Raw genomic sequence first — 23,164 nt, 5'->3', positions numbered from 1 at the left:
TCGATGAACGTGTTGCCAATGGGATCGGGCGTTAAGGTCTGGCTGGCGACGGGTCATACGGATATGCGATGTGGGTTCCCGTCTCTCGCGCTTCGGGTGCAGGAAGTCTTGAAGCAGGAGCCGCTAGGCGGTCATCTATTCTGCTTCAGGGGTCGCCGTGGTGACCTGATAAAATTGATTTGGCATGATGGCCAAGGCGCATGCTTGTTCACGAAAAAATTGGAACGCGGCCGGTTCATCTGGCCGAATGTGGAGGGTGGTGCGGTGGCGATCTCGCCCGCTCAGCTTTCTTATTTGCTGTCCGGAATTGACTGGCGAGCCCCTCAGGAAACGTGGCGTCCGACACGGGTTTGAGCGTCTCTTTGCATTGAATTCATTGGAGAAATATGCTCTTGTAACAGCATGTCGTTGCCGCCACTTTCCCTTCCCGACGATCTTGCCAGCGCCCACGCCGCGCTGCTGGTAGAGCGCGAGGCGCGGTTACGGGCGGAGGCAGAAGCCAGCAGCGCCAAGGCCAAGCTTTCCAGCATTGAAGCCCTCAACGCCCATCTGCAATTGCTGATCGCCAAACTGGAGCGCGACAAGCATGGTCCCAGCCGGGAGCGCACGCAGCGACTGATCGACCAGATGGAACTGCAACTCGAGGAACTGGTTGCCGACGCGACCGAGGACGAGCTCGCTTCACAAGCGTCTGCCGCCAAAACCCGAGATGTCCAMGCCTTCACCCGCAAGCGGCCGGTGCGTAAGCCCTGGCCAGAGGATATCGTGCGCGAACGCGTCGTCGTCGAAGCGCCGGTTGCCTGCACCCACTGCGGGAGCGAACGACTGTCGAAGCTGGGCGAGGATAGCACCGAGACGTTGGAAGAGATCCCGCGCCGCTTCAAGGTCGTTGAGACCGTGCGAGAAAAATTTACCTGCCGGGATTGTGGCTGTATCAGTCAGGCGCCGGCACCTTTCCATGCCACGCCACGCGGCTTCCTCGGTCCCAACCTGCTCGCCACCATTGTCTTCGACAAATTCTCCGAGCATCAACCGCTTAACCGCCAGAGCCGGCGCTTTCGCAGCGAGGGGATCGATCTGTCCACGCAGACGCTCGCTGATCAGGTTGGCTACGTCAGCGCCGCCGTCAAGCCGCTCTTCGACATGATCGAGACCCATGTGTTTGCCGCCGAGCGYCTCCACGGCGACGACACCACCATCCCTATCCTGGCGAAAGGGCAATGCACGACGGGGCGCATCTGGACCTACGTTTGCGACGACAGGCCCTTTGGGGGACAGTCACCGCCGGCCGCCGTCTTCTACGCCTCCAGCGATCGGCGCGGCGAGCATCCTCAAAAGCATCTGGTCGAGTTCACGGGCATCCTGCAGGCCGACTGCTATAATGGCTTTTATCCGCTCTTCGATCGGACGAAGAAGCAGATCCCGGTGACGCCGGCCTTCTGTTTTGCCCATGCGCGAAGGAAGTTCTTCGAGCTAGCCGATGTCTCTCGTAGTGCCCGTCGAGGAAAGGGCCTGAGACCTGTCTCAGCGACGGCACTGGAGGCCGTCAGGCGTATCGATGCGTTGTTCGTCATCGAGCGCGAGATCAATGGCAAGAGCGCCGAAGAGCGTCGTGCCGTTCGTCAGGAAAAGAGCAAGCCGCTACTGATCGAACTGGAAGCGCGGCTCAGGCTCGAACTTGAGGGCCTGTCGCGATCATCACCGGTGATCGAGCCGATCAACTACATGCTGTCTCGCTGGGCTGATTTTGCCAGATACGCTGACGATGGCCGAATTTGCATGACGAATAACGCGGCCGAGAGAGCGCTACGCGGAGTTGCATGCGGCAGAAAAAACTGGAGCTTCGCCGGTTCCCAGCGCGGCGCAGACCGAGCTGCCATCATGCTGACGCTGATCACCACCGCTCGCCTCAACGACGTCGATCCAAAGGCATGGCTGGCCGACGTTCTGACCCGGATCGCCGATCTGTCCGTCTCCCKCCTGCATGAACTGTTGCCGTGGAACTGGAAAGCCATCCGTGCCAAGGCTATTGCGGCTGCCGCGTAAACAGCGTTTGGAACAGCTCTTCCGATCGGCGCAGACCCTCATCCGTCAGGACCAACGACTTCGACTTGTTTACGGGGTCACAGATCAGCCCCTTCTGGTGCAGCCGATCGGTCGTCGTCCARTCAAACCCCTTCCACGCGCAGCGCTCGTTGTGCAGCGTCAACCAGAGCAGCGCCAGAACCGCGTCATCGATCCTGTCTTCGTCAATCTCCATCCGGCCAGCTTATCACGCGAGTGCTTCTCTGTCCCTGCGGTTCGGCTCGGATGCGTACGTTGCTGGCGACCCCAAACAAGATGCAGCGCTCGCGCGCTCCCCCGGGAAGGCCATTGGCGATGCGGCGATTGTGCTCGAGATTGCCGAGGCGACGATCCCGATCGCATTTGGCAGTGATGCCGCCACAATCGCCGCCGTGATCCAGGCATTCAGGGCTAAGCGGTGATCGGCCCATCCGGCGCGGTAAAGTCATGGTCGCCACCAAGCCCGCGACTGTCGCAAAGGTGCAGAGGGTTTGGCTACACTGGTGTGATGGGAGCCGACCCGTTCTCCGGCGCGATCTACGTGTTCCGTGCCAAGCGCACTGACCGCATCAATGCCGCATCGTTTTGCGATGTCTAATCTAGAGATTGTCGTGACGGGTTTGACGCGCCGGGAAATTTCTTCTTGTATTGGCCAGTATGGCCGTCGAGTGCAAGCCATTGAGGAATTTCCGCGCAATCGATGGCATCTCGAAAGGCCGCCGGGTCACTTGCACTAGCGACAACCGGACACGGTCCAGCTGTAACCGTGCCGGTGATGCAGCTGGATATCGTGGAATCCGGACTCGGCAAGAAGATTGCGGGCTTCGGATTCCGTATAGTACTTCGCCCAGCGCGGGTTGAGTTGATCGACAATCACGAGGCGGATCGCCTTGCCGCCGATCGGACGCAGTACTTCGAGCATGTATTTGCGCATCGGGAGCGGCAGAATGCGGCAGAGCGAGATATAGGTGGCGAGCGGCGGATAGAGTACTGCGGCCAGCGCCGTGTTGACCCATAGAGGCAGCCGCCGCGTAATCCACCGAAGCGGTTCGGCCAGCGCCAGATAGGCGCGATTGCCTTCACGTCCATAAAGCCAGATAACCGCCCGGCCGCCGGCCGCGAGCGAACGGTGCATGTTGCGGACGGTCCCGGAAGGTTCGGGGATATGATGCAGCACACCGATCGATAGTATGAAATCGAGACCGGAGAGTTCGAACGTCTCCCCCGCTTCGCCAAGAACGGCCACACGGTCGCCATAGGCCGACAGGTTCCGTGCAAGCACCTCGCGCGCCTTCGACGGCTCGATTGCCGTTACATGCGCAGCGCCGGCCCTGAGGAGCATCTGGCTGATGCGTCCGGTTCCGGCGCCGACCTCGGCACAGACCTTGCCAGACAGTTCTTCTACAGAAACCAGCGGGCCGAGTATATCGCGAAGCATCTCCTGGCTCGCATAAAACCCGTCATTTTGTGTGTAAGTTGTCCACTGATCACCAAAATCCGCGATGGTCTGGCTCGTTGCGCGGTTCAGATCCTCTTTCATTTTTCTCTTCTCAGCGTTGTTCAAGGATGAGGTAGCATTCGGTCCTTGGATAGGCAACAGGTGCTACTGCCGCCTGTATTATCCAGTTGACGGCATGGGCGAAATATTGAATGACCTTCATCAGCATAGGGCAGGTATCAGCTGTTTTTGGGGAATTTGATGGCGTCGTTATTCTTTGGTCTCGGCTCCGCGGTCAGTCCGGCTGCGGGAACAGGTTCTTCCAGGGCCGAAACCGGGCATTCGCGCCGCTCGGATCTCGCTATTCTGGCTTTCTTTGCGTTCATCGCCGCGCTCTGGCAATATCAGGTCCTGGGTCCAGCGCCCTTTGTCGTTCCTTCGGGAGACGGTGGCAATGTCGGTTCAATGGTGGCCGCTAGCCTGCATCCGGACCGTTTCATCAACGATCCCGTGTTTTCGGAAAGCTCCAATACCGATTTCTACGTCACGATAACCCGCCCTTGGGTCTTCCTGAGCGCCGTTCTCTCGGGAGACATCGGACAAGCCTACATGCTGATGCAGTTTCCCATCCTCCTGCTCCAGATGACCGGTTTCTTCTGGCTCGGCCGCAGGTTGTTCGGAGGCACATTTTGGCCGTTCGTGCTGGCACTGGTCAGCGTACCGCCGGTCTTCATCTTCAATGGCGATCTCTGGGGCAATTTGCCCGCGCCGCTTACGCGGACAGTCTATGGTGCCGTCTTTCCCTACCTCATTTTGGCCGCATTGCCACCCATCTCCTGGTGGCGGCCGTTTTTGGTCATGGGTCTATGCGGCTTAGCCGTTTACGTCCATCCGGTTAGTGCGCCAAGTGTCGCCATGGCGCTCTGGCTTGCCATGCTGGCCGTTCCGCAAGCGGTCGGTGGGCCGGCACGGAGACTGCTCGTCATGGTTCTGGCCGGGCTGTTATTCGTCGCGCTCGCCGTTCCCTTTGCCCTGATTTTCGTTCCGTCCATGATTCAGATCGCCTCGCCTCAGGTGAGCCAACTGCAGGAAACCAGCAAGGCGATTCTCGGCGCGCAATATTATGATGTCTGGGTTGCCCTGGATGCCGCCCTCAAAGGGGGCGGCCAAAATCCGTCACCCGTTTGGGGTTGGTTCTATTTGCCGTGGGCTGCTGCGCTTCTCTTCATACTTGGCGTCGTCAAACCCTTGCCGTGGCGGCAGAGCCGGACGTTTTTCCTTGTCCTGTTCGCCGGTATCCTGCTATCGAGCGCTGGCATTGCCTGGCTCGACCAGCTCATCGCCCGGCTTAGGGGCAGTGAGCCTGTGCAGCTCGATCTAATTCGCAACCTGCGCTTTGTCTTGCCGGCGCTGCTGATTGGCGTTGTCTGGCTGTTGGCGGAGCTGCAGGAGCGTTTTGGCAAGAACAGGGCCTTTCGCCTAGCGCTCACGGCGCCGGGTGTTGTGCTTGTCGCATCGTGGTGGCTCACTTTTCCCAATCCGGTGCTCACTGCCCCTGAAATCTGGCGGGCAAGAGAGTCCAGCGGTGCCCTGCGCGACCAGCAGGATTTTCGCGCGTTGATCTTGCGACTGCGCGAGGCGCCGGCTGGCTCTGTGGTTCTGCCACTACCGACTGAAGCCTTCGAGACCGATGCATTGGCTGTCCGCTACGGCGCGTTTCAGCCGCTCCTCTATCTCCGGAGGGATCTGAACTTCTTGCTCTACAGCGCAAGCCGGAACCTTGAGCTCTGGGCAAGCCTGAAGCAGCAGCTGACGGGCCTCGAACAGCAGGATCAAGCGAGCATCGAAAGCGTTATCCGCGATCTCAGGTCGAAGCATGGCCTGCGTTACCTGCTTGTCGACAGTCGGATGGAAACGGAAGCACTCGCTGCCGCCAGCAAGGCGCTCGCAGCCGAGATTGTAGTGTCTGGCAGATGGCGCCTTTACAGGCTAGAGGACCTGAAAGAATAGGAGCGTGCCATGTGCGGCATTGCCGGTATCTACAATTTCAGCCAAAGGCCCGCGGAGCATTCGCTGATCGAAGGCATGACCCGGCGGTTGTTCCGCCGTGGCCCTGATGGCGGCGGCGTGTGGGCGGAAGGCCGCGTGGCGCTAGGCCACCGGCGCCTGGCGATCCGCGATCTGTCGCCGGCTGGTGCGCAGCCTTTCCACTCGGCCTGCGGTCAGATTGTGGTCGCCTACAACGGCGAACTCTACAATGACCGGGACATCGCCGCCACGCTCGGCCGGACGCGCGGTTTCGTGGCACGCACGGGCTGCGACACAGAGGTTATTCCAGAGAGCTATCTCGAATGGGGCGAACATTTCGTCGAGCGCCTCGAGGGCATTTTTGCTATTGCTCTCTATGATCGACGGGATGGCACGCTGCTTCTGGCGCGGGATGGCAATGGCACAAAACCGCTCTATATCCGCACGACGGGGGACGGACTACATTTTGCTAGCGAGACAAAGGCTTTTTGTGTCGATCCTGCCTTCAAGCCCGCTTTCGACCCCGTACAGCTTAGCCATATGCTGGCGGTCGGCTATGTAGCCCCGGACGAAAGCTTGCTCTCGGATGTGCGCCAGCTCTCGCCCGGCACGTGCTTGGTTGCCGATCGCCAAGGCATGCGTGAAAGACGGTTCTGGCGGCCGCTGCGCCAAGTCAAGTCAATTGGTCCGCTAGACAGCTCGGCTGACCGGATCATCGAAACGCTGCGAGGCGTAGTATCGGATCAGGTCGTGTCTGACGTACCTATCGCGGTGCTGCAGAGCGGTGGGATCGATTCGACCCTCATTTCGGCCTGTCTCCCGGAGAAATGCGATGTCCAGCTTTTCTCTGTGCGTTTTGCCGATCGCTCGCATGACGAGTCGGAACTCGCCGGAACCATCGCGGACCGGTTGGGACGGCCCATCTCCTTTATCGACCTTGCCCGCGCAGACATCGTCCAGGACTTCCGCTGTATGGTGGATGCCGTCGATGGCGCGCTCACTGATTCAAGCGCGCTGGCGACATTCCAGCTCGCCCGCGCTGTACGCCGGCATGCGACGGTTGCCCTTTCCGGCGATGGCGCGGATGAATATTTCGGCGGCTACCCTACCTATCGCACGTCAGCGATCACCGATCGCTTGAAGCCGCTGCTCGTTCATGCAGCGCTACGCGGCGCGAGCCGGCTTGTTGCATCCATGGCCCGGCCGTCCGATAAACGCGTCGGCAAGGGCGAGATTCTCGTCCGTCTGCTGGACGGCATGGCGAGCGCTTCGCCGCATGCGAGCTGGCGGCGCTACCTGCGAGACGCGCACCGCCCAGCCCTTTACGGCGCGCCACTCCAGCCGCAGATAGGCAGCGACCCGCTTGCTGGCTACGCGAATGCAGGGACAGATGGCCGGGACGCCTGGGAAAAGGGGTTGCTCGCTGACCAGCGCTACTATCTTCCGGGCGACATGCTGATCAAGACAGACCGCACGAGCATGTATCACGGGTTGGAGGTTCGCGTCCCTTTCCTTGATCGCCGCATGTGCGAGCTCGCCGGAAGTATAGACCGACGGCAACTCGTCGATATCAAGGGCGGCACGAAGATTGTGCTTCGGCGTGCCGCTGAGCGGCTGGGACTTCCCGCAGAAGTCTTCCGTGCGCGCAAGATGGGCTTCAACCTGCCGATGAATGCCCTGCTGCGCAATGAGTTGCGCCCCCATGGCGATCGGCTTCTTGACAGACACGCCGATATATTGGAACCCCATCTCTCCGCTGATGGCATCCGTCGTATCTGGCTGGAGCACCGCGAACAAAAGCGCGACCACCGTTTTACCGTCTGGACACTACTGGTGCTGGCGACCTTCAAAGAGGACACCCTTTCTCTATGACCTCCGCACATATCGACACCTCGGATCTCAGCATCGTCATTCCGGCATTCAATGAGGAAAAGGGTATCGGCGTCACCCTCGACCAATTGCTGGAGACCTTCCATAATGCGGAGATCATCGTCATAGATGACCACTCGCATGACGCAACTTTCGCCACCGCGGCCGCACGGCCCGGTGTGCGCGTGCTGCGGCATGCCTTCAACCGCGGCCAGGGTGCATCCCTCAAAACAGGGATGCGCACAGCGACGCGCGATTATGTCGCTTGGTTCGATGCAGATAACGAGCACCGGCCCGAAGATCTCGCGCGCTGTTACTCGGCCATCCGGCGAAACGAACTGGTAGCCGTGATCGGCCAGCGCGACAACGGCGCCAGCAATCTGATCCGCGGTGTTGGAAAAGGCCTGATCCGCCTGGTCGGACGCGGACTGAAGATCCATGCCGGCCACGACTTGAACTGCGGCCTGCGGATATTCCGGCGCGAGATGATCCTGCCCTATTGCCCGCTGATCCCGAACCGCTTCAGTTCCAGTCTGGTAACAACGCTTGTCATGATCGAGCGCCGTTATCCCATCGCATTCGAACAGATCAGGACTGCTCCGCGGATCGGTCAGTCGACCGTCCGGCTGAAAGACGGCTTCGAAGCCATGCTGGCGCTCTTGCGCGCCGTGCTCCTCTTTGCGCCGATGCGCTTCTTCATGCCGATCGGGCTCGGCCTCACCGCAATAGGCTTCATCTACAGCATGTTGTTGGCCCTGATTGAAGGGCGCGGCGTACCTTTAGGCGGATCTCTGGTCTTCGCCGCCGGACTATTTTGCATGGCCATGGGTCTCGTGACGGACCAGCTCAGCCAATTGCGTTTGAATATGCTGCCCGACACCACGCCCATCGCCCGCGAGGCCACGGCGGGTGCGGGGCCATCGACGTCCACCGACAGGGAACAAGCCGGTCGACGGTAGCGGCAACCTGAGGCCCGGACACTTGGAGATTGCGGTCGCATAAGGCGTCTGCTATGCAGCCGCTGCCAGGGCCAGGCTGCTGGTGAGTATTTGCGCATGTTTCATCGCTCAAGATAGTCGAGGTCGGTAGTTTGACGGATCTGAAAATGTTTAGTGGGCGTCCGCCGGAGTGGTCTCTCCGCCGCCCGAAGTCCGCTTTGCAGCATTTATATGATCTGGTCGGCGCGCCCTTACGCATGGTCGCGTTTCCGGACCACGTGAGCGAGCGGCTTCACCTGACATCGCTTCGCGCGGAGCGCCTGTCTGCTGTCCTGCCACTGATGAAGGGTCGCGTCCTAGATATCGGCGCTGGCGACAACATGTTAGTCAATCTCTACCGAGAAGCGAGCATTGGTACGGCAAACGACGCGGGCGCGCGGGATAGCAAGGGTCTCGATGTCGTTGATTGGGGCGGCGACTGCGTCATCGTCGAAAATTGCAGCCATCTGCCCTTCGAGGACCACAGCGTCGACACGGTCTGCTTTGTCGCTTGCCTCAACCATATTCCGGAACGAAAGCAGGCGCTCACGGAAAGCTGGCGCATCCTGAAGCCGGGTGGCCGCCTGATCGTCACGATGATCGGTCGTCTGATCGGCGAGGTAGGACACGCGATCTGGTGGTACAGCGAAGATAAGCACCGGGACGTGGCCGAAGGCGAAGTGATGGGCATGGACCCGACCGCCGTATCCAATCTTATTCGCGCCGCCGGCTTCCCCTACGTCCACCGGTCGAGTTTCGTTTACGGATTGAACCACCTTTTTGTAGCAAACAAGCCGTCAAGCCTAGTTTAGGGAGTATCGCTGTGGGTCAGGCAGAGCACTACGACACCATTCTCGGCGATTACGAGCAGCACTATTTTGACGAACCGTCGATGGAGTATCGACGGCAATTCATCTATCCCGTTCTTTTCGACAAACTTGACTTGAATGGAAAGGACGTCGTCGACCTCGCCTGCGCAAGCGGCCTGAATTCTACCGAATGCGCCCGCATATTTCCCGCCGTTCGTCTTGGCGGCGTTGATATTTCTGCCGAGTGCTGCGCATCGTATCAGCGACATACCAGCTATCCCGCAAGGATCGTGGATCTCTCGTCCCGCAATGCGGACATCGGAATGGCCTGTGACACCGCTTTCGTGGTCGGTGGCTTGCATCATTGCGTCAACGACCTGCCGGCGACCCTTGACAACATGGCGCGCCTTGTCAAACCGGGTGGCTATCTGTTGATGGTCGAGCCCAATGCCGGCTTCTTGCTGAATGCGGTTCGGGAATTCTGGTACAAAAGAGACCGCTGGTTCCGTGCCCAAGAGGAACATCCGCTTCATCATGAGAAGATCTTTGCTCTGGCGAGCAAGGACTTTAGGCTCGTCAATGTCCACTATCTTGGCGGACCTGCGTATTTCCTGATCTTGAACAGTCTGATCACGCGCTTTCCGCGCTGGTTAAAGCCGCTGCTCGCGAAACCACTGATGTCGCTTGAGCGGCTTTATAACAGGCTGCCGGGTTCCGCCCCCTATCCCATGTTCATTGCACAATGGCAGCGCCACCGCGATGCTTGACGGTCGGAGCGGGTTGGCTTTGTCGAAAGCGCGATTCTTGGAGTTGGTACGCTATATCATGATCGGTGGTATCACCTTTCTGTTATTCCTGGCGATATCCAGCGCTCCAAAGGTCTTTTTTACCATTCCCTATGGGCTGGCTAGTGCACTGGCTATTTTTCTGTCCGGTCTTTTCAATTTTTCCGCCCAATACATCTTCACCTTTCGGAGCGAGCGGCCGCTGAAAGCGACTGCATTCCGATATTTACTCCTAGTCGGTTTCAATTCGATTTGTGCTGGATTTCTAGCCGATTACCTGATCCACACGCAAGGATGGGGTAGCGTGATGGCCAATGTGTTGTGCGCCTTTACAATAACCATCTTCAGTTATCCAGTAATGCGCATCTTCGTGATGTGACCAGGAAGTAAACTAGAGCGGATCATTGCTTATCGGAATCGGTGCGCGATTGAACTAGAGCAACGTGCATTCAGACTGAATCGCAAGGGGATTCCTTCGAGTGGAATTTCGTGATTCACTTCGGTCGGAGGTGATTTGCGATGACGAGGTCCTATTCGCTTGATCTTCGAGAGCGTATTGCACGGTTTGTCGACGGTGGCGGGTCGCGTCATGCGGCTGCGGCGCGTTTCAGGGTATCGGTCTCCTTCGTCGTGAAGCTGATGGCGGCGTTTCGGGCAACCGGTAGCCTTGCGGCGAAGCCTGGAGGTGGCTGGCGCTACTCCAAGCTCGATCCGCACAGGGACTTCCTGATACGACGCCTGGCCGAGAAGGACGACATCACCATGCCGGAACTGGCAGCTGAACTGGCCGATCGGGGCATCGTCGTTGCTGCGTCCTCTATCTCGCGCTGGTTGATCCGCGCTGGCTACCGCTTCAAAAAAAACGCTGCTGGCCAGCGAACAGGATCGCCCGGACGTCGCAGCCGCACGCGAGGCGTGGATAGCCAGCCGCCAGCCGAGGATGCGCCTTGAGCCGCATCGGTTCGTCTTCCTCGATGAGACTGGCACGACAACGAAGATGACCCGTCTGCGCGGCCGATGCCCGAAAGGCCAGCGGCTGCGCTCGAAGGCACCGTTCGGACATTGGAAGACCCAGACCTTCATCGCCGGCCTCAGGTACTTCGGCCTGACCGCGCCCTTCGTGGTGGACAGACCGATGAACCGGCGCATCTTCGAGGCCTATGTCGAGACCCAGCTCGCCCCGACGCTGTCTGAAGGCGACGTTGTCATCCTCGACAATCTGGCCGCTCACAAGAGCCCAAAGGCCGAGGCCGCCATCAGGGCGCGCGGTGCATGGATGCTGTTCCTGCCGCCCTACAGCGCCGATCTCAACCCGATCGAGATGGCCTTCTCGAAGCTGAAGTCGCTCCTCAGAGCACGAGCAATCCGAACCATCGACGCCCTCTGGAAGGCAATCGGCGATATCTGCACACTTTACTCACCCAAAGAGTGCCAAAACTACTTTAAAGCTGCCGGATACGTTTGAATGCACGTTGCTCTAAGCCGCTGATCGCGGCGACATGCGGCGGCCTATGAGGAGAGCGCCCTGACTGAGAGGATAGTGGTGTTGCAACCCACCCTCTCAGTCAGGAGGCCCCGATGGCTGAGATAAGCCCTCTTTGCCGCCGGATGATTGAGGACATGACGGTCCGCAGTTTGTCCCCGGCAACCCAGCGATCCTATATCAACGCAGTCCAGAAGTTCAGCCGCTATTTCGGCCGATCTCCCGATCGGCTCGGTCCTGCGGATATCCACACCTTTCAGGTCCACCTTGTTTCAACCGGGATATCGTGGGCTTCGTTAAACCAGATCGCGTGTGCTCTTCGATTTTTCTATGGGATCACGCTTGGCCAGGACGACATCCCGGATCGGATCCCCTATGCGCGCGAACCACGCAAGCTCCCTATTGTTCTGTCGGCGGAAGAGGTGGCGCAATTTCTTGAGGCGGTCTCCAATCTGAAGGCGCGCGTTGCGTCATCCCCACGAGTTTATCCGGCGCTTTCGCCTCCACGTGCTTCCAAACGGCTTCCACCGGGTGCGCCACTTCGGCTTTCTCGCCAATTGTCATCGGCGGCATCGTATCGGTCTCTGCAGAAGCCTCCTCGGCCAACCATCGCCAATATGCGGGCAATCCAATTCGGCCAAACCGCAGCAGGCACAGGCCCACGAATGCCCCGACTGCCGGCGGCCCATGCGTCGAACTAGCGTCACCGTAACGCCTGTTGCACCTCCGCGACCATCATCCTTCCGGTGCGATACATCATGATGCCCGACAACAATCGGTCTCTCAGAATATTCCCTGTCGTTCAGCGCATTGCCAACGAGCGATATTACTTGCCCTCAGCCAGCCTAAAAGGCTGCAGATCCCTTCCAATATCGCAGCGAAGTCAGCAAAATCTCAGGCAAATCGCACCGGAAAGCATCACTCCAGGCTCAGGCCCCCCCGCAATGCACTCGGGACGAGATGAGGCGCCCTTCATCTCCGGCGGGCTGGCTGTCAACTCCCCCATAACGGCGTCAAACAACCCGCGTCTTAGTTCAATCCGGCTTACATGAGGTCGCCCGAAGTCGCCGCGCCGTCCGATGCGCCCTCAAATAACCCTCCAGATTCTCAAATCGGCAGATTTGTGATTCATCATGGATGCTAGAATGGAGGCCACCATCCATGACACGACCTTATGCGTTTAATTTGTGGATGACGCGGATGCATCCCGACCTTCCATGGTGTCGATATGCCGACGATGGTCTTGTTCACTGCCAGAGCGAGCAACAAGCAGAAGCCCTCAAGGCGGAGCTGAGTTCTCGGCTGGCAGCGTGCGGACTGCAGATGCATCCGACAAAGACCAAGATCGTTTACTGCAAAGATCAAAGGCGCCGGGAGGCGTATCCGAATGTCACGTTCGACTTCCTCGGATATCAGTTCCGGCCGCGACGGGTGGCAAACACACAGCGGCACGGGTTCTTCTGTGGCTACACGCCTGCGGTCAGTCTGACGGCGCTTAAATCAATGCGGGCAACGATCAAAAGTTTGAACATCCAGCGGCAGACGCCGTGTCAAGCGAAGTGAAGATTTGAGGCAATTTCTCATTTCGCCTGACACGCCGGGGACGCTGACCGAAATAGCCAAACAACTCAATCCACTCCTTCGGGGATGGATTGTGCGTAGCGGCAATTTAGGTGAGATTCAGCGTCAATCAGATTGTCGCCCGCGTCTCATCCTGATTGCCGCGCTATAGGATTGCCTATTTTGGCCGGTTCAGCCGTTCGGCCCTGTCCACTCTGGCTGATTACGTTAACATGAAGCTCAGAGCCTGGATCAGACGAAAGTTCAAACGCTTTCAGTCCCATAAGACACGCGCCAGTCTCTTCTTGCGAAAGCTGGCGCGGGAAAATCCGAGGCTGTTCGTGCATTGGAAGGCGTTCGGAACGAACACGTTTACCTGATGGGAGCGGTGTGAATCGAGAGGCTCGCACCGTTCTGCGAGAGGCCGGCTGGTGAAATCCCTCCGGCCTAATCACCCCTGGATCCGCACCAACATGGCGTCGTTACGCAGGTGGGGGCCGAGGGGCAAAAGATTGCGCGGCTTTACCCCGCATGGCCGCTGGCGCACCCTGACCTTCCTCGGGGCGCCCTATGCTGCGACAAGCTCACTGCGCCCTGCGTCTTCGACGGTCCCATCAATGGCGAATGCTTCCACGCCTATCATGCACAGCATGCTCAAGACAGGAGAAGAATTCAACGCATCGGCTGGCGCCGATCTCGCATAAGCGAAGCGCCAACTTTCCTCCCTCTGCGTCAAATCTCGACTTGACGAATTGAGCGTCCCCTGCTGCGGACGTGGGTTCGATCATTCCGTTACTCAGGCGGCAGCTCATTTGAGACTGCGTCTCAAACATAGGAAGATCCTACCTGCGAAGACCCAATATGCGGCGGCATTTGCCGACTGCGGAAACGACCCTGCTCCCGGCACTGGATCGCTCCCGAAGATATAACTGCTGAGAGCGGCTTCTCAACCACCGGGCCAGCCAGTTGGGCATGCTCACAAACCAATCAATTTGGACCGGTTTCCTATGCGCAGGCCGGAACGATGCTGAATGACAGGAATTCACTTGACGGAAAGTCAGCGATTAAACAACCTGGCGACATCGTCATCCTCGATAATCTCGGCTCTCACAAAGCCAAGGCCACCCGCGATGCCATTGGGGCCGCAGGCGCCAGGCTATGGTTCCTGCCGAAATATCCCCCCGACCTTAATCCGATCGAGCAAGCCTTCGCCAAGATCAAGCACTGGATGCGCCAGGCCCAAAAGCGAACCATCGAGGAAATGTGGCGCCATCTGGGCTTACTCGCCGACACCATAAAGCCGGAGGAATGTGCCAACTACTTCTCAAATGCCGGCTACGCTTCCGTCAAAACATGAAAGGCTCTAGTCGCTCGTGAAGAACTCGCTTTCAGGTAGTTTGCTGCGGTGTTGGTCGGCTCTGGAACGTGAACAGTAGTGCGGCGAACAGACACAAAAGTACCTGAACCACCAACACAAGAACGGCGGGGCTCTCCTTACTGCTATCTTGATACCCAGGGGCCAGTTCGTACATCCTTCTGCAGACGGAGGAGGCAACGCGGATCGGCTCCGCTCGGTAAGGCACGATACTGCACGGATCCTGGCACTTGCCGAAAGCTAACCCCGCCAGAGAGAAGTCGGCACACCCACCACCAGTGCATCGCCTCGTTCCAGCCGGGGGCACCCCAGCCGCGCGCAGCATCCGGCCGCGGAAAGGAGTGTACAGCAAGGGCCGGGCGCGGGGCAACGAAACGCGCCGGTAGCGCCACAATGTCCTCGGAGAGAGAGCCGGCGTCCAGCTCTGTTGGTAATCGAATGAAGGCCGTCTCCCCGTGCGTTGCGTAGTTGGGACCATAGGTAACCAACGCCTCCGGCATAAACGCCGTAGCAGGACCTGCTGCCTCTTCCACGCAGCGCGTCAGCCAGTCTTCGCAAACCCCGTCCGCCGGATCCATGATAGTCAGAAACTCTGCTCTGGATGCCTGGATGGCAGCGTCGAGGCTTGCCGACAGATCATCGCTGCCTGCGGGTGACAGCCGCCAGCGGGAAGGTAAAACCTCCCCAAGCCGAGATAAAGTAGTAGCAAAAACTGGCGATGCAGGCACCATCGTCACTGCGACTTGATGCCCCGCCGCCTCCGCGTGCTCCGCGGCGCGCTCTAAGCGCCGCGCCGGCTCTTTGAGCCGGAATGAATAACCGGCGACAACGATCAGGATTTCGATGCTGGACATGTCCGACCTCCGTGCCGCTTAGCGAGATAGGTATGAGGGTGTGGCATTCAGGGTGCGTAGAAAGGCGTCCCAGGAATACTCGTCCTGCAGCCGTTGCTGGACCTTTGCAACGCGTCGCGCCGCCATGCCCCTGTCGGCCCCCGCCTCGCGGATGGCCGCGACGTAACCCTCGGCGTCGCTGGGATCCGTGATTAACCAACCCGTAGTGTCGTCCACGAGTTCGGGTATACCCCCGATCGCCGGTGCGACCAACGGCAGGCCCAGCATTGCGGCTTCCAGTAGCGCAATTGGCATGCCTTCCGACCCTGAGGTGAAGATGTAGCTTGAGAACTCGTGAAGTGGCAGGCCAAAAATATTTTCGTACCGCCCCCGAAAGTCCACATTAGGGGCCTCGTCGAGCCAAGACAAGTCGGGCGGGGGTGCAAACTTCAAAATCGTCCCGTACATCGCAATGGGATGATTGGGAACGCGACGCGCGATCTCGGCCAGAACATCCAACCGCTTCTCGCGCGCCACTCGGCTCATCCATAGGCTTCCTGGCCCGGCCGTAGGCTGGAAGGGATATAAGCGGTTGCGCGGGTCACCTCCTGGCACGTCAAGGACAGGCGTGCGTAGTACGTGGAACCGGTCAAGAAGCGTCGGGGGAAAGCCGAAGACCTCGCCAGCTCGCCTGACGACCGCCGCGTTATCTGCGAAAACACCGGCCAGGTGCTCAATACAGTCTGGCAGGTATTCCCAAAACGCGCCGAGCCGCATGTTGTTCGTTAGGAGGTCGCTGTAGATGTGCCCGAATAGCCGCGACCCCGAATAATGCGCGCCCCGCTGAACGAAGGCCAGCCAAGCTGTGTTTGACTGCACTGTATGTACTGTCTGCGGGGCGCATTCCGTCATGAGCCGGTCGAATATGGCGATACGGCCGTCGGAGTCGCATTCAGGATCGAAGTCGTTGATCGCGACGATCGGTACGTGGTAATTTGCGCGGTCCAAGGTATCGTAGCGGATCGCGTCCTCGGGGGCGACGATGCACAACTCGTCGGTGGCATAGTGGCGTCGCAGCGCTTCCAGCAAAAGCAGCACAATCTTTTCCGAGCCGCCGGAAAGACCCAGCCATGGCACGGCAAGGATATGCCGAGCACTGCGCGGGACTGCCGCGGCGACGCGCGCGGATACGTTGGGTGAGAGATAAGGCGTCACCTCAAAGATGTTTTGCGCGAGCTGGTAGTGTAGATGCTCGTCTGGGATCAGTTGGGCAGGACGCTCTGGCAACGCCTTAAGGTCCAGCTCGATGACGGGCCAAATGCGATTGAATCGTTGACGTTCCGGGGTGAACCAGTGTTCCGGCGTGCCTCCGCCCTCGCGATCCGCCTCGTGGTCCGGGATCGGCGCTGGATTCACCACGCCGTGGAACATCGCGAAGACATGCGGTGGGTATCGGTAGCCCTTTGGAACCTCGGTGCCGGCGGCGTCAAAGCTGGTGCCGGGATTCAATCCTGCTCGGCAGCCTACGGCGGCGTAGTGCAACCGCGGCAGCAGCCGCCCCAGGCTACCCGGCCGTCGATAAGCCCGGTACGCGGCTGCGTCGAACGATCCACGGTTGCCCACCAGAAGGAGCCAGATTATGGCCGTCTCGAAGGCCCAATCGGAAAAGTAGTGAAGGCGACGGAGCGCGGAGGCGACCAAACTGGCGGCACGTTGCATGCGAGCAATCCCTGCTTCTCACTGCGCCGTCGCGGCGCAGTTAAGTTTCCGGCAGCTTATGGCATAGGCTGCCGGGATAGGAAAGAGGGGCTGGCCATCTGGACGCTCGGATGAGCTTTCGCGCCCCAGCGCGCGGCATGGCGCGGTCCCAGCGCCGAAGCTCACCTCCGCATAACCATGAGTATTTCCGGCGCGGGTCTCATTAAGACCCGCTAGTCCCTGCAGCTCGCGACCTGTCGGCCGCAAGGGAAGCTGCGCCGCGGCCGATGCAAATCTGCACCTTGATGCCGCGCCCTTGCCCCCTCCACTCTTCGCGGCCTGAGAGGCGATAGCCGCAGGTTTGCGGACTGGAAAAGAAGGGCGATCGACAAGCGATCGAAGAAAAATGAAGAGAGAAGACTCAGAGGTGCTGCGCGCCACGGTCAGTTGCGAGGCCCTACCGGAACGGGCTGGCTACGAAATCGACCTAAAGGAAAGCACACGCCGCGCGGTCAAATACCGGCGAGGCTGCAACATCGTCATCGTCACGCATGCCGGACGCGGATGGTTCGATCCGTTAAGCGACGAGAAGGGCGACGTCTTCGGCCTTGCCATGTTTCTCGATAAGGTTCCCTTCCCGTTGGCGACGGAAGCAGTTGGATCGCTTGTCGGGTTCCAGCTATCGCAGCTGGAATGGAAGTCGTCTCGGTCTTCAGAACCAATTGAGGGCATCAGCGAGCGTTGGCGGAGAAGGCGCGTCCCCTCCCCTGGTTCAGTTGCGTGGCGCTATCTCTGCAGGGCCCGCAGGATCCCAACCTCCATCATTCGGCAGGCGATTCGGGAAGGTTTCTTGCGAGAGGGACCGCACGGTAGCATATAGGCGAAAATTGCCCGTTCGACCGAGCCCGCCAGTGTGGTGGTCAAGCGCTATGGCATCAGCGATGAGACTGTCCGCAAATGGCGTAAACGCGGTGAGCTTGCGACCCATGATCGCTCAAGGCGGCCCAATCGACTAACCTGGCGGATGAATGAGGAGGAGCGCGCGATCATCTGCGCCGTCCGCAAGGCGACTGGCTTCGCCCTGGATGACCTCACCTTCGTGCTTCGGCACTTCCTGCCGCACCTCAATCGCGACAGCATCTATCGGGTGCTTAACTTAATCGACGACCTCCCAAACCTTCGGTACAGTCTCACAAAGGACAGGGGCGCTTCCGGGACTATGATCTGGGCTTTGTCCACATCGACGTTAAACATCTGCCCAACCTGCGCACCGAGGACGGCGAGATCCGCAAGCGCTTCCTCTATGTTGCCATCGATCGCTGCTCACGGTTTGTCCACCTGGACGTCTACGACGCCGAGAATGCCGCCAACGCTGTCACCTTCCTCAAGGCCGTCAGAAAGGAGTTTCCCTTCCGCATCACCCATGTGCTGACCGACCGGAGATCCTGCTTTACCGCTGATGATTTTGAACGCGCTTGCGCGAAGATCAAAGTCAGTCACCGCATGACACGGCCTTATACACCCCAGACCAACGGCATGGTTGAACGCTTCAATGGCCGCATCGCCAGCGAGGTGCTCGGCATCAATGTCGCCGGCCACGCCGACCTCGAAATCCTGCTGGCCGGCTTCAATCGTACCTATAACCAACGGCGGCAGCGCGTGCTCCAAGGCAGCTCACCTCACCAGAACATAAAGGAAAGGATCGGCCTTATGCCCTCTCTCGCCAACCGTCTTTACAAGCCGACGGCTCCAGACGATCTTATGACTAATAAAGTCGACGACGTGCTATATTATGCCAATGATGTGTCGCAACCAGACAGCTAAGGTCAAGATACATTTCGCCAAGGCTACCGTATCGCCAGCCCCTAAAACTGGTTCGCTCTTAGTCGCCTTCATAAGGCATGCCCCTCCACCGAGAGTGCATATTATTGATTTTACCTTTTAAATGCATGTTTAAATTCCGCGCAAAACGACTAGGTTCAATGCGGTCTGGTTCTTCAGCGTGGTGAAGAACCCGCTTGCACGTCAAGACCGTGCTGTCACGAAATCATAATTCAAGCAGCTCATAAGAACTATATTCCTTGCGCGCGGTCAGTGCCTCGATGCGATTGTTCAGCTGCCAGTGTCGGGAGGAGCGACCAGGTTCAAATTCGACATCAATTGTGAGCGCGCCGAACGCGCCACCTTGTGGACGGCACAAGTTTGTGTCGATTGCTATCGGCGAGCGGCGCGGGTGACAGCGTAAAGCTGGTTTACAGCTGCTCGAATATGGAGATGAGCCGTTGCTCGGACTTTTCGCCTCTCTTGTGGTGAGAGGCGAAACAGCATTTTTGAGAGCTGCGGATTGACGGCCATGATCGGGGTGATGATGGGCTTCGGTGTCGCCAATAAGATTGGTGCCCATGCCTCGCCACCCAGCCCCAGCCCCAGGGCAAACCCGATCGCCCAGGCGTCGACGATGGTTTTGCCCTTATCCTGCATGAAGATCGGATAGTAGTTGCCAGGCGCGTTGGCGAGAAGATGGTCCACTTCGTCATGGCGATTGAGCACGGTGTTGACGAGGCGTTCCTCGAGCGAGCCGGGCTTGGTTTGAGGCATGGTTCCCCCGAACACATTCGGCAGCCAGACTGCGGGCGCGACCGTTGCGGGTCCCGCGACGACCGCCGTGACCAGGCCGTCGATAGCGCTCATTCCGACATAGTCGTTACGTCCGTCGCCGCGCAGGCGTTCATCGAGCTCATCATAGGAAACAGCAGGTCGGTTCATGCCGCCTGCCTGACCTGCTCGGCCGACCAGTTCCAGGGGAGCAATGTGTCGAGCTGGTTGATTGTCGTGCGACCTGACACGATGCGCTCGAGGACATCAGCGAGCCAGGTCTGCGGATCAAGCCCGTTCAACTTGGCAGAATTAACCAGAGACGCCAGAATGGCAAAGGTCTCGCCACCTCGGGCGTTGCCGACGAACATTGAGTTTTTCCTTGTCAGGGCAACAGACTTCATCGAACGCTCAACGACGTTGCTATCGACTTCGATCGTTCCGTCGTCGAGGAAGGCCGTGAGGCCGGTCCAATGCTTGAGCGTATAGTTGATGGCTTTTGCAAGAGCCGACTGGGTTGAGATATCGGCCTTCAGATCAAGCAGGTGAGCCTTCAATGACCGCATGATGGCGGCGGATCTTGATTGCCGCGCGTGGTAGCGTTCTTCAGCGCTCTCTCCTCGGATCTGCTGCTCGATCAGGTAAACTTCCGCGAGGATCGATACGATCTCCAAGGCGTCCGATGAGCCGGTCAGCTTGACGACCTCAACGAATTTGCGTCTGGCATGGGCTAAGCAGAATGCCAACCGCAATGGACGCGCATTGCTTTTGCCGCGCCGCTTAGCAAGTGTTTTGTAAGCCGCATAGCCATCGACCTGGAGGATACCGTTGAACGATGCCAACTGGCGCTCGGCCTCGCGTGCGCTGCGGCTCTCAGAAAAGATATAGCCGACGGCAGGCGGTGCCGGACCATTCCAAGGACGGTCATCCACGGCCTGTGCCCATAGCTGACAGACCTTTGTTCGTTTGCGCCCAGGATCGAGCCGTGGCAGGCGTGTCTCGTCGGAAAAGACCCTGGGCTGAGATCGAATAAAGGCAAGGAGCCTGTCATAGAGCGGCTCCAGCCACCATGCCACGCGCGTGACCCAGGACCCGAGCGTTCCACGATCCAGCGCAATCCCATGTCCTGCAAAGATCTGGGCCTGTCGATAGAGTGGAAGGTGCCATGCGAACTTGGAGGTCACGATATGGGCTGCAAGCGCAGTCGTCGCCATCCCGCCATCCATGAAGCGTACCGGCGCGGGTGCTTGAGTGATGCCGGTCGTGCAGGCTCGGCAGGCATAACGGGGACGAATAGTCCGCTTCACCCGCAGGATGGCCGGAACAATATCGAGCGCTTCGCTGGTCGTTTCTCCGACGCGGTGCAGCTCACCCGCGCAGCAGGAGCAGGTCTGGCATTCCGGTTCGATGACGACGTCATAGCGTGGCAGATGCTTGGGAAGAGCGCCAATATTGCGGCCTGAAGATCGCCGTGAGATATGACGAAGATGATTTTGCGGGCGGTCATCGTTGGCGGCGACCGGGATATCCGAGAGGTCACCGAGATCCAGACTGGTTTGTACTGGATCGATCGTCGCAAGTTTCTCTGAACGTGCCCCGTGGATCAGGCGCTTGAGATAGTCCACCTCGGCTTTGAGATCAGCGTTCTCGGCATCGAGAGCACGAACCATTCGGCTCAACTGCTCGATATCCTGCGGAAGTTGACCTTGGCTCAATGACATGCTGAAGACTACCACAAGCAAGAGAATCTTCAAGCAATTACAATTACATCACGCTATTTTTGTTGGCTGCTTTACGAGCTTGCGGTCGATCCTCGTCCAGTCGAGGCCAGCAATCAGCAGGCCAAACTGTTCGGCCGGCATGCTCATTGCGCCGTCTCTGATTGGAGGAAAGGTAAAGCTTCCATTCTCCAGCTACTTCGTCGCCAGGATCATTCCTGACCCGTCCCAATAAAGGCAGCGAAGCCGATCGCCACGCTTTGCGCGAAAAACAAAGATATCGCCACAATACGGGTCGGCCTTGAGAGCGGATGCCACCAAGGCAACAAGGCCGTTCATACCCTTGCGGAAATCTACGGGCTGTGTCGCGACCATGATCCGCGGCACCGCTGAGAAAGCAATCACGACCTGCCTCGCAGCGCACAGATGATCGCACTTGCCAACGATGGCGCAACCGATCCCTCTATAACGGCACGCGCATCATCGAGAATGATCTCAATGCGCCCATCGGCGGGTGGGCGCTCTTCGCCTGCAGGCGCACTGGCATGCGCGACGACAACAGGCACGAAGCTGTTCCTTGTCGATCGCGATGCGGCTGCGGTCAATCCAGCAGTCTTACGCCAGATGCCCAGCAGGCCCCGACTGACGCCGAACCGCCTGGCGACCTCCGAGATATTGGCACCGGCCTCATTGCTCGCAGCAAGGATCTCGATCTTCTCTTCGTCCGACCAATTCCGGCGCTTGCGACGCCCGGTGATGAGCTCAACGCGCCGATACTCGCTATCATCATGCATGGCATGATGCATTGTATGATGCTGACAGTAGCGCCATCCCAAAGCCTCCAATCCGCCGCTCTCGATCAAAACCGGCTGATTCTGCCCTGATATCTCGCCTCATTGGAAGGTGGGCTGTTCGTTGCGCTCACACATCAATCCAGTCGATCACAGAGGCACACCGGCAAGCACTGAGAACAATCACAGCGCAGCCCTGGAAACACCTCCGCGTGCTCCTGATAGTCACCTCGGCATACTCGAGTTTAACTGGTGCCTCAAGTTTCTTGTTTCGCAAAAGAACGACGGCGTGAGTAGCGATTATGAAGGGTGCCGGCTGATACGAGCGCTCCGCTTCGTAGCTTCTATTCGATAGGAGATCGGGACGGCCGCGATGAACATGATCTTTAGGAGATTAGGCGCCTTGACTACAGCGACCTCGACGTCGAAGGCACCGGACGATACTCGACGATTTCGAAACACCAAGGCATTTCAAGCACGTGGCGGCATTTCAAGAACTACTCACAAATTCGCCAAGCGTGAATGAAGATGAAGCATATCAGCCAATGATGTTGCTTGAGGATCTTGGTCTCGGATTATTCAACGCGTTGGGCGATGCGGCCGAGCGGCTTGTCGACGCACAGAACGAATAAGATATCGCTAAGGTTGTTATACCAAGAAATCGCTATCCCGGACAGTAGGTAGATGCGTTATTTTCGCTCATCGCCATTCCGCGAGGAAAACGGAAGCTCGACAAGCCAGCGTCTTTGGGCCTTTGTAAAGGATCACACGCTCGATGAGCCCACCTTGCTTGCCGAATTTGGAAAGGAAATCGATCGCGCCGTCGATGAACTGAACGCCGACCTTCATTCCGATCAGTTGATCGGACCAAGTTCCTTCTGCGGTAGCGGTATGAATAGAACCGCCAAGCCGTTGATTTACAACAACAAGGAACACATTGGCTGGGGAACCTGGACTCGAACCAAGATTAACGGAGTCAGAGTCCGTCGTTCTACCATTGAACTATTCCCCAACGGCTACGAAGCAATTTTGCGTTCGCGGCGAAGGTTGCGCCTCTATAATCGAATTTGCCGCGGATGCAAACACTTTAACGCATGCCAATGCGATTTTTTGAAAGCCGGTGGCGAATGCCCCTTCTTCG

The 23,164-nt window shown here is 58.7% G+C and carries 19 protein-coding genes, 1 tRNA gene and 6 pseudogenes; 16 read left to right on the top strand and 10 right to left on the bottom strand.

Annotated features, from left to right (window positions below):
* Positions 1-3 precede the first annotated feature (3 nt).
* Positions 4-354 (top strand): IS66 family insertion sequence element accessory protein TnpB, encoded by a 351-nt coding sequence (gene tnpB / locus QD409_RS12790; RefSeq protein ID WP_208858639.1) that lies wholly within the window; start codon positions 4-6, stop codon positions 352-354.
* Between the two features lie 48 nt (positions 355-402).
* Positions 403-2,046 (top strand): IS66 family transposase, encoded by a 1,644-nt coding sequence (gene tnpC / locus QD409_RS12785; RefSeq protein ID WP_430762895.1) that lies wholly within the window; start codon positions 403-405, stop codon positions 2,044-2,046.
* Here the strand turns inward: tnpC (QD409_RS12785) and QD409_RS12780 are convergent.
* Both QD409_RS12780 and QD409_RS12775 read right to left on the bottom strand, forming a co-directional pair.
* On the bottom strand, positions 2,027-2,260 hold the full coding sequence (locus tag QD409_RS12780; RefSeq protein WP_092846828.1) for a DUF6429 family protein: 234 nt from the start codon (positions 2,258-2,260) through the stop codon (positions 2,027-2,029). The genes tnpC (QD409_RS12785) and QD409_RS12780 overlap by 20 nt on opposite strands.
* Before the next feature lie 537 nt (positions 2,261-2,797).
* Positions 2,798-3,604, bottom strand: a complete 807-nt coding sequence (locus QD409_RS12775) for a class I SAM-dependent methyltransferase (protein ID WP_430762894.1) — start codon at positions 3,602-3,604, stop codon at positions 2,798-2,800.
* Between the two features lie 159 nt (positions 3,605-3,763).
* Here QD409_RS12775 and QD409_RS12770 point away from each other — a divergent pair, with 159 nt between their 5' ends.
* The 13 genes and pseudogenes from QD409_RS12770 to QD409_RS12710 form a co-directional block, all read left to right on the top strand.
* Positions 3,764-5,512, top strand: coding sequence for a hypothetical protein (locus QD409_RS12770; RefSeq protein ID WP_430762893.1), 1,749 nt, complete (start codon positions 3,764-3,766; stop codon positions 5,510-5,512).
* Positions 5,513-5,521: 9 nt separating this feature from the next.
* The gene (gene asnB, locus QD409_RS12765) at positions 5,522-7,402 is read left to right on the top strand and encodes an asparagine synthase (glutamine-hydrolyzing) (protein ID WP_430762892.1); all 1,881 of its coding nucleotides are present in this window, start codon (positions 5,522-5,524) and stop codon (positions 7,400-7,402) included.
* Entirely contained in the window at positions 7,399-8,358 is a 960-nt protein-coding gene (locus QD409_RS12760; protein WP_430762891.1) for a glycosyltransferase family 2 protein, read from the top strand. Before asnB ends, QD409_RS12760 begins: the two co-directional genes overlap by 4 nt.
* A 131-nt stretch (positions 8,359-8,489) precedes the next feature.
* Positions 8,490-9,188 carry a class I SAM-dependent methyltransferase gene (locus QD409_RS12755; protein ID WP_430762890.1) on the top strand — a complete coding sequence of 233 codons (699 nt, stop codon included), beginning with the start codon at positions 8,490-8,492 and terminating at the stop codon, positions 9,186-9,188.
* An 11-nt stretch (positions 9,189-9,199) separates the two neighbouring features.
* Positions 9,200-9,952, top strand: a complete 753-nt coding sequence (locus QD409_RS12750; protein ID WP_430762889.1) for a class I SAM-dependent methyltransferase — start codon at positions 9,200-9,202, stop codon at positions 9,950-9,952.
* Between the two features lie 58 nt (positions 9,953-10,010).
* On the top strand, positions 10,011-10,349 hold the full coding sequence (locus QD409_RS12745) for a GtrA family protein (RefSeq protein WP_430762888.1): 339 nt from the start codon (positions 10,011-10,013) through the stop codon (positions 10,347-10,349).
* Positions 10,350-10,489: 140 nt separating this feature from the next.
* A protein-coding gene (locus tag QD409_RS12740; RefSeq protein ID WP_430762887.1) for an IS630 family transposase occupies positions 10,490-11,435 on the top strand; the annotation gives its coding sequence in 2 pieces (ribosomal slippage) (positions 10,490-10,806 and positions 10,805-11,435; 948 coding nt in all).
* 113 nt (positions 11,436-11,548) lie between these two features.
* A pseudogene (locus QD409_RS12735) lies at positions 11,549-11,923 on the top strand (tyrosine-type recombinase/integrase); the annotation flags it as partial.
* 10 nt (positions 11,924-11,933) lie between these two features.
* Positions 11,934-12,215, top strand: a pseudogene (locus QD409_RS12730) (transposase); the annotation flags it as partial.
* 399 nt (positions 12,216-12,614) lie between these two features.
* On the top strand, positions 12,615-13,016 hold the full coding sequence (locus tag QD409_RS12725) for a reverse transcriptase domain-containing protein (RefSeq protein ID WP_430762886.1): 402 nt from the start codon (positions 12,615-12,617) through the stop codon (positions 13,014-13,016).
* A gap of 155 nt (positions 13,017-13,171) precedes the next feature.
* The gene (locus QD409_RS12720; RefSeq protein ID WP_430762885.1) at positions 13,172-13,393 is read left to right on the top strand and encodes a group II intron maturase-specific domain-containing protein; all 222 of its coding nucleotides are present in this window, start codon (positions 13,172-13,174) and stop codon (positions 13,391-13,393) included.
* A gap of 78 nt (positions 13,394-13,471) precedes the next feature.
* Positions 13,472-13,662 (top strand): annotated as a pseudogene (locus tag QD409_RS12715) (IS630 family transposase); the annotation flags it as partial.
* A 420-nt stretch (positions 13,663-14,082) separates the two neighbouring features.
* A pseudogene (locus tag QD409_RS12710) lies at positions 14,083-14,370 on the top strand (transposase); the annotation flags it as partial.
* 143 nt (positions 14,371-14,513) lie between these two features.
* On the opposite strand, the gene QD409_RS12705 reads toward QD409_RS12710, so the two are convergent.
* The gene (locus QD409_RS12705) at positions 14,514-15,242 is read right to left on the bottom strand and encodes a hypothetical protein (RefSeq protein WP_430762884.1); all 729 of its coding nucleotides are present in this window, start codon (positions 15,240-15,242) and stop codon (positions 14,514-14,516) included.
* A gap of 18 nt (positions 15,243-15,260) precedes the next feature.
* Entirely contained in the window at positions 15,261-16,940 is a 1,680-nt protein-coding gene (locus QD409_RS12700; RefSeq protein WP_430762883.1) for a glycosyltransferase family 4 protein, read from the bottom strand.
* Between the two features lie 865 nt (positions 16,941-17,805).
* Between QD409_RS12700 and QD409_RS12695 the strand changes: the two are divergent.
* A pseudogene (locus tag QD409_RS12695) lies at positions 17,806-18,743 on the top strand (DDE-type integrase/transposase/recombinase).
* A 390-nt stretch (positions 18,744-19,133) separates the two neighbouring features.
* On the opposite strand, the gene QD409_RS12690 reads toward QD409_RS12695, so the two are convergent.
* From QD409_RS12690 to QD409_RS12665, 6 genes and pseudogenes are all read right to left on the bottom strand, one after another.
* Complete coding sequence (locus QD409_RS12690) at positions 19,134-19,685, bottom strand: YecA family protein (RefSeq protein WP_092854300.1); 552 nt, start codon at positions 19,683-19,685, stop codon at positions 19,134-19,136.
* A complete protein-coding gene (tnpC, locus tag QD409_RS12685; protein ID WP_430762882.1) occupies positions 19,682-21,235 on the bottom strand; it encodes an IS66 family transposase in 1,554 nt (517 codons plus the stop codon). The genes QD409_RS12690 and tnpC (QD409_RS12685) overlap by 4 nt, the downstream gene beginning before the upstream one ends.
* A gap of 48 nt (positions 21,236-21,283) precedes the next feature.
* Positions 21,284-21,607: pseudogene (tnpB, locus tag QD409_RS12680) on the bottom strand (IS66 family insertion sequence element accessory protein TnpB).
* Between the two features lie 26 nt (positions 21,608-21,633).
* A complete protein-coding gene (gene tnpA / locus QD409_RS12675; RefSeq protein ID WP_245298134.1) occupies positions 21,634-22,026 on the bottom strand; it encodes an IS66-like element accessory protein TnpA in 393 nt (130 codons plus the stop codon).
* A 696-nt stretch (positions 22,027-22,722) separates the two neighbouring features.
* Positions 22,723-22,959 carry a hypothetical protein gene (locus QD409_RS12670; RefSeq protein WP_430762881.1) on the bottom strand — a complete coding sequence of 79 codons (237 nt, stop codon included), beginning with the start codon at positions 22,957-22,959 and terminating at the stop codon, positions 22,723-22,725.
* A 2-nt stretch (positions 22,960-22,961) separates the two neighbouring features.
* Positions 22,962-23,035, bottom strand: a tRNA-Gln gene (locus tag QD409_RS12665).
* Between the last annotated feature and the right edge of the window lie 129 nt (positions 23,036-23,164).

Origin of the sequence: Rhizobium sp. BR 315, from assembly GCF_050577975.1 — a bacterium.
Classification (GTDB): Bacteria; Pseudomonadota; Alphaproteobacteria; order Rhizobiales; family Rhizobiaceae; genus Rhizobium; species Rhizobium miluonense.
Note: the sequence above shows the minus strand (reverse complement) of the source record. Positions and strands in the feature narration are given on the sequence as shown.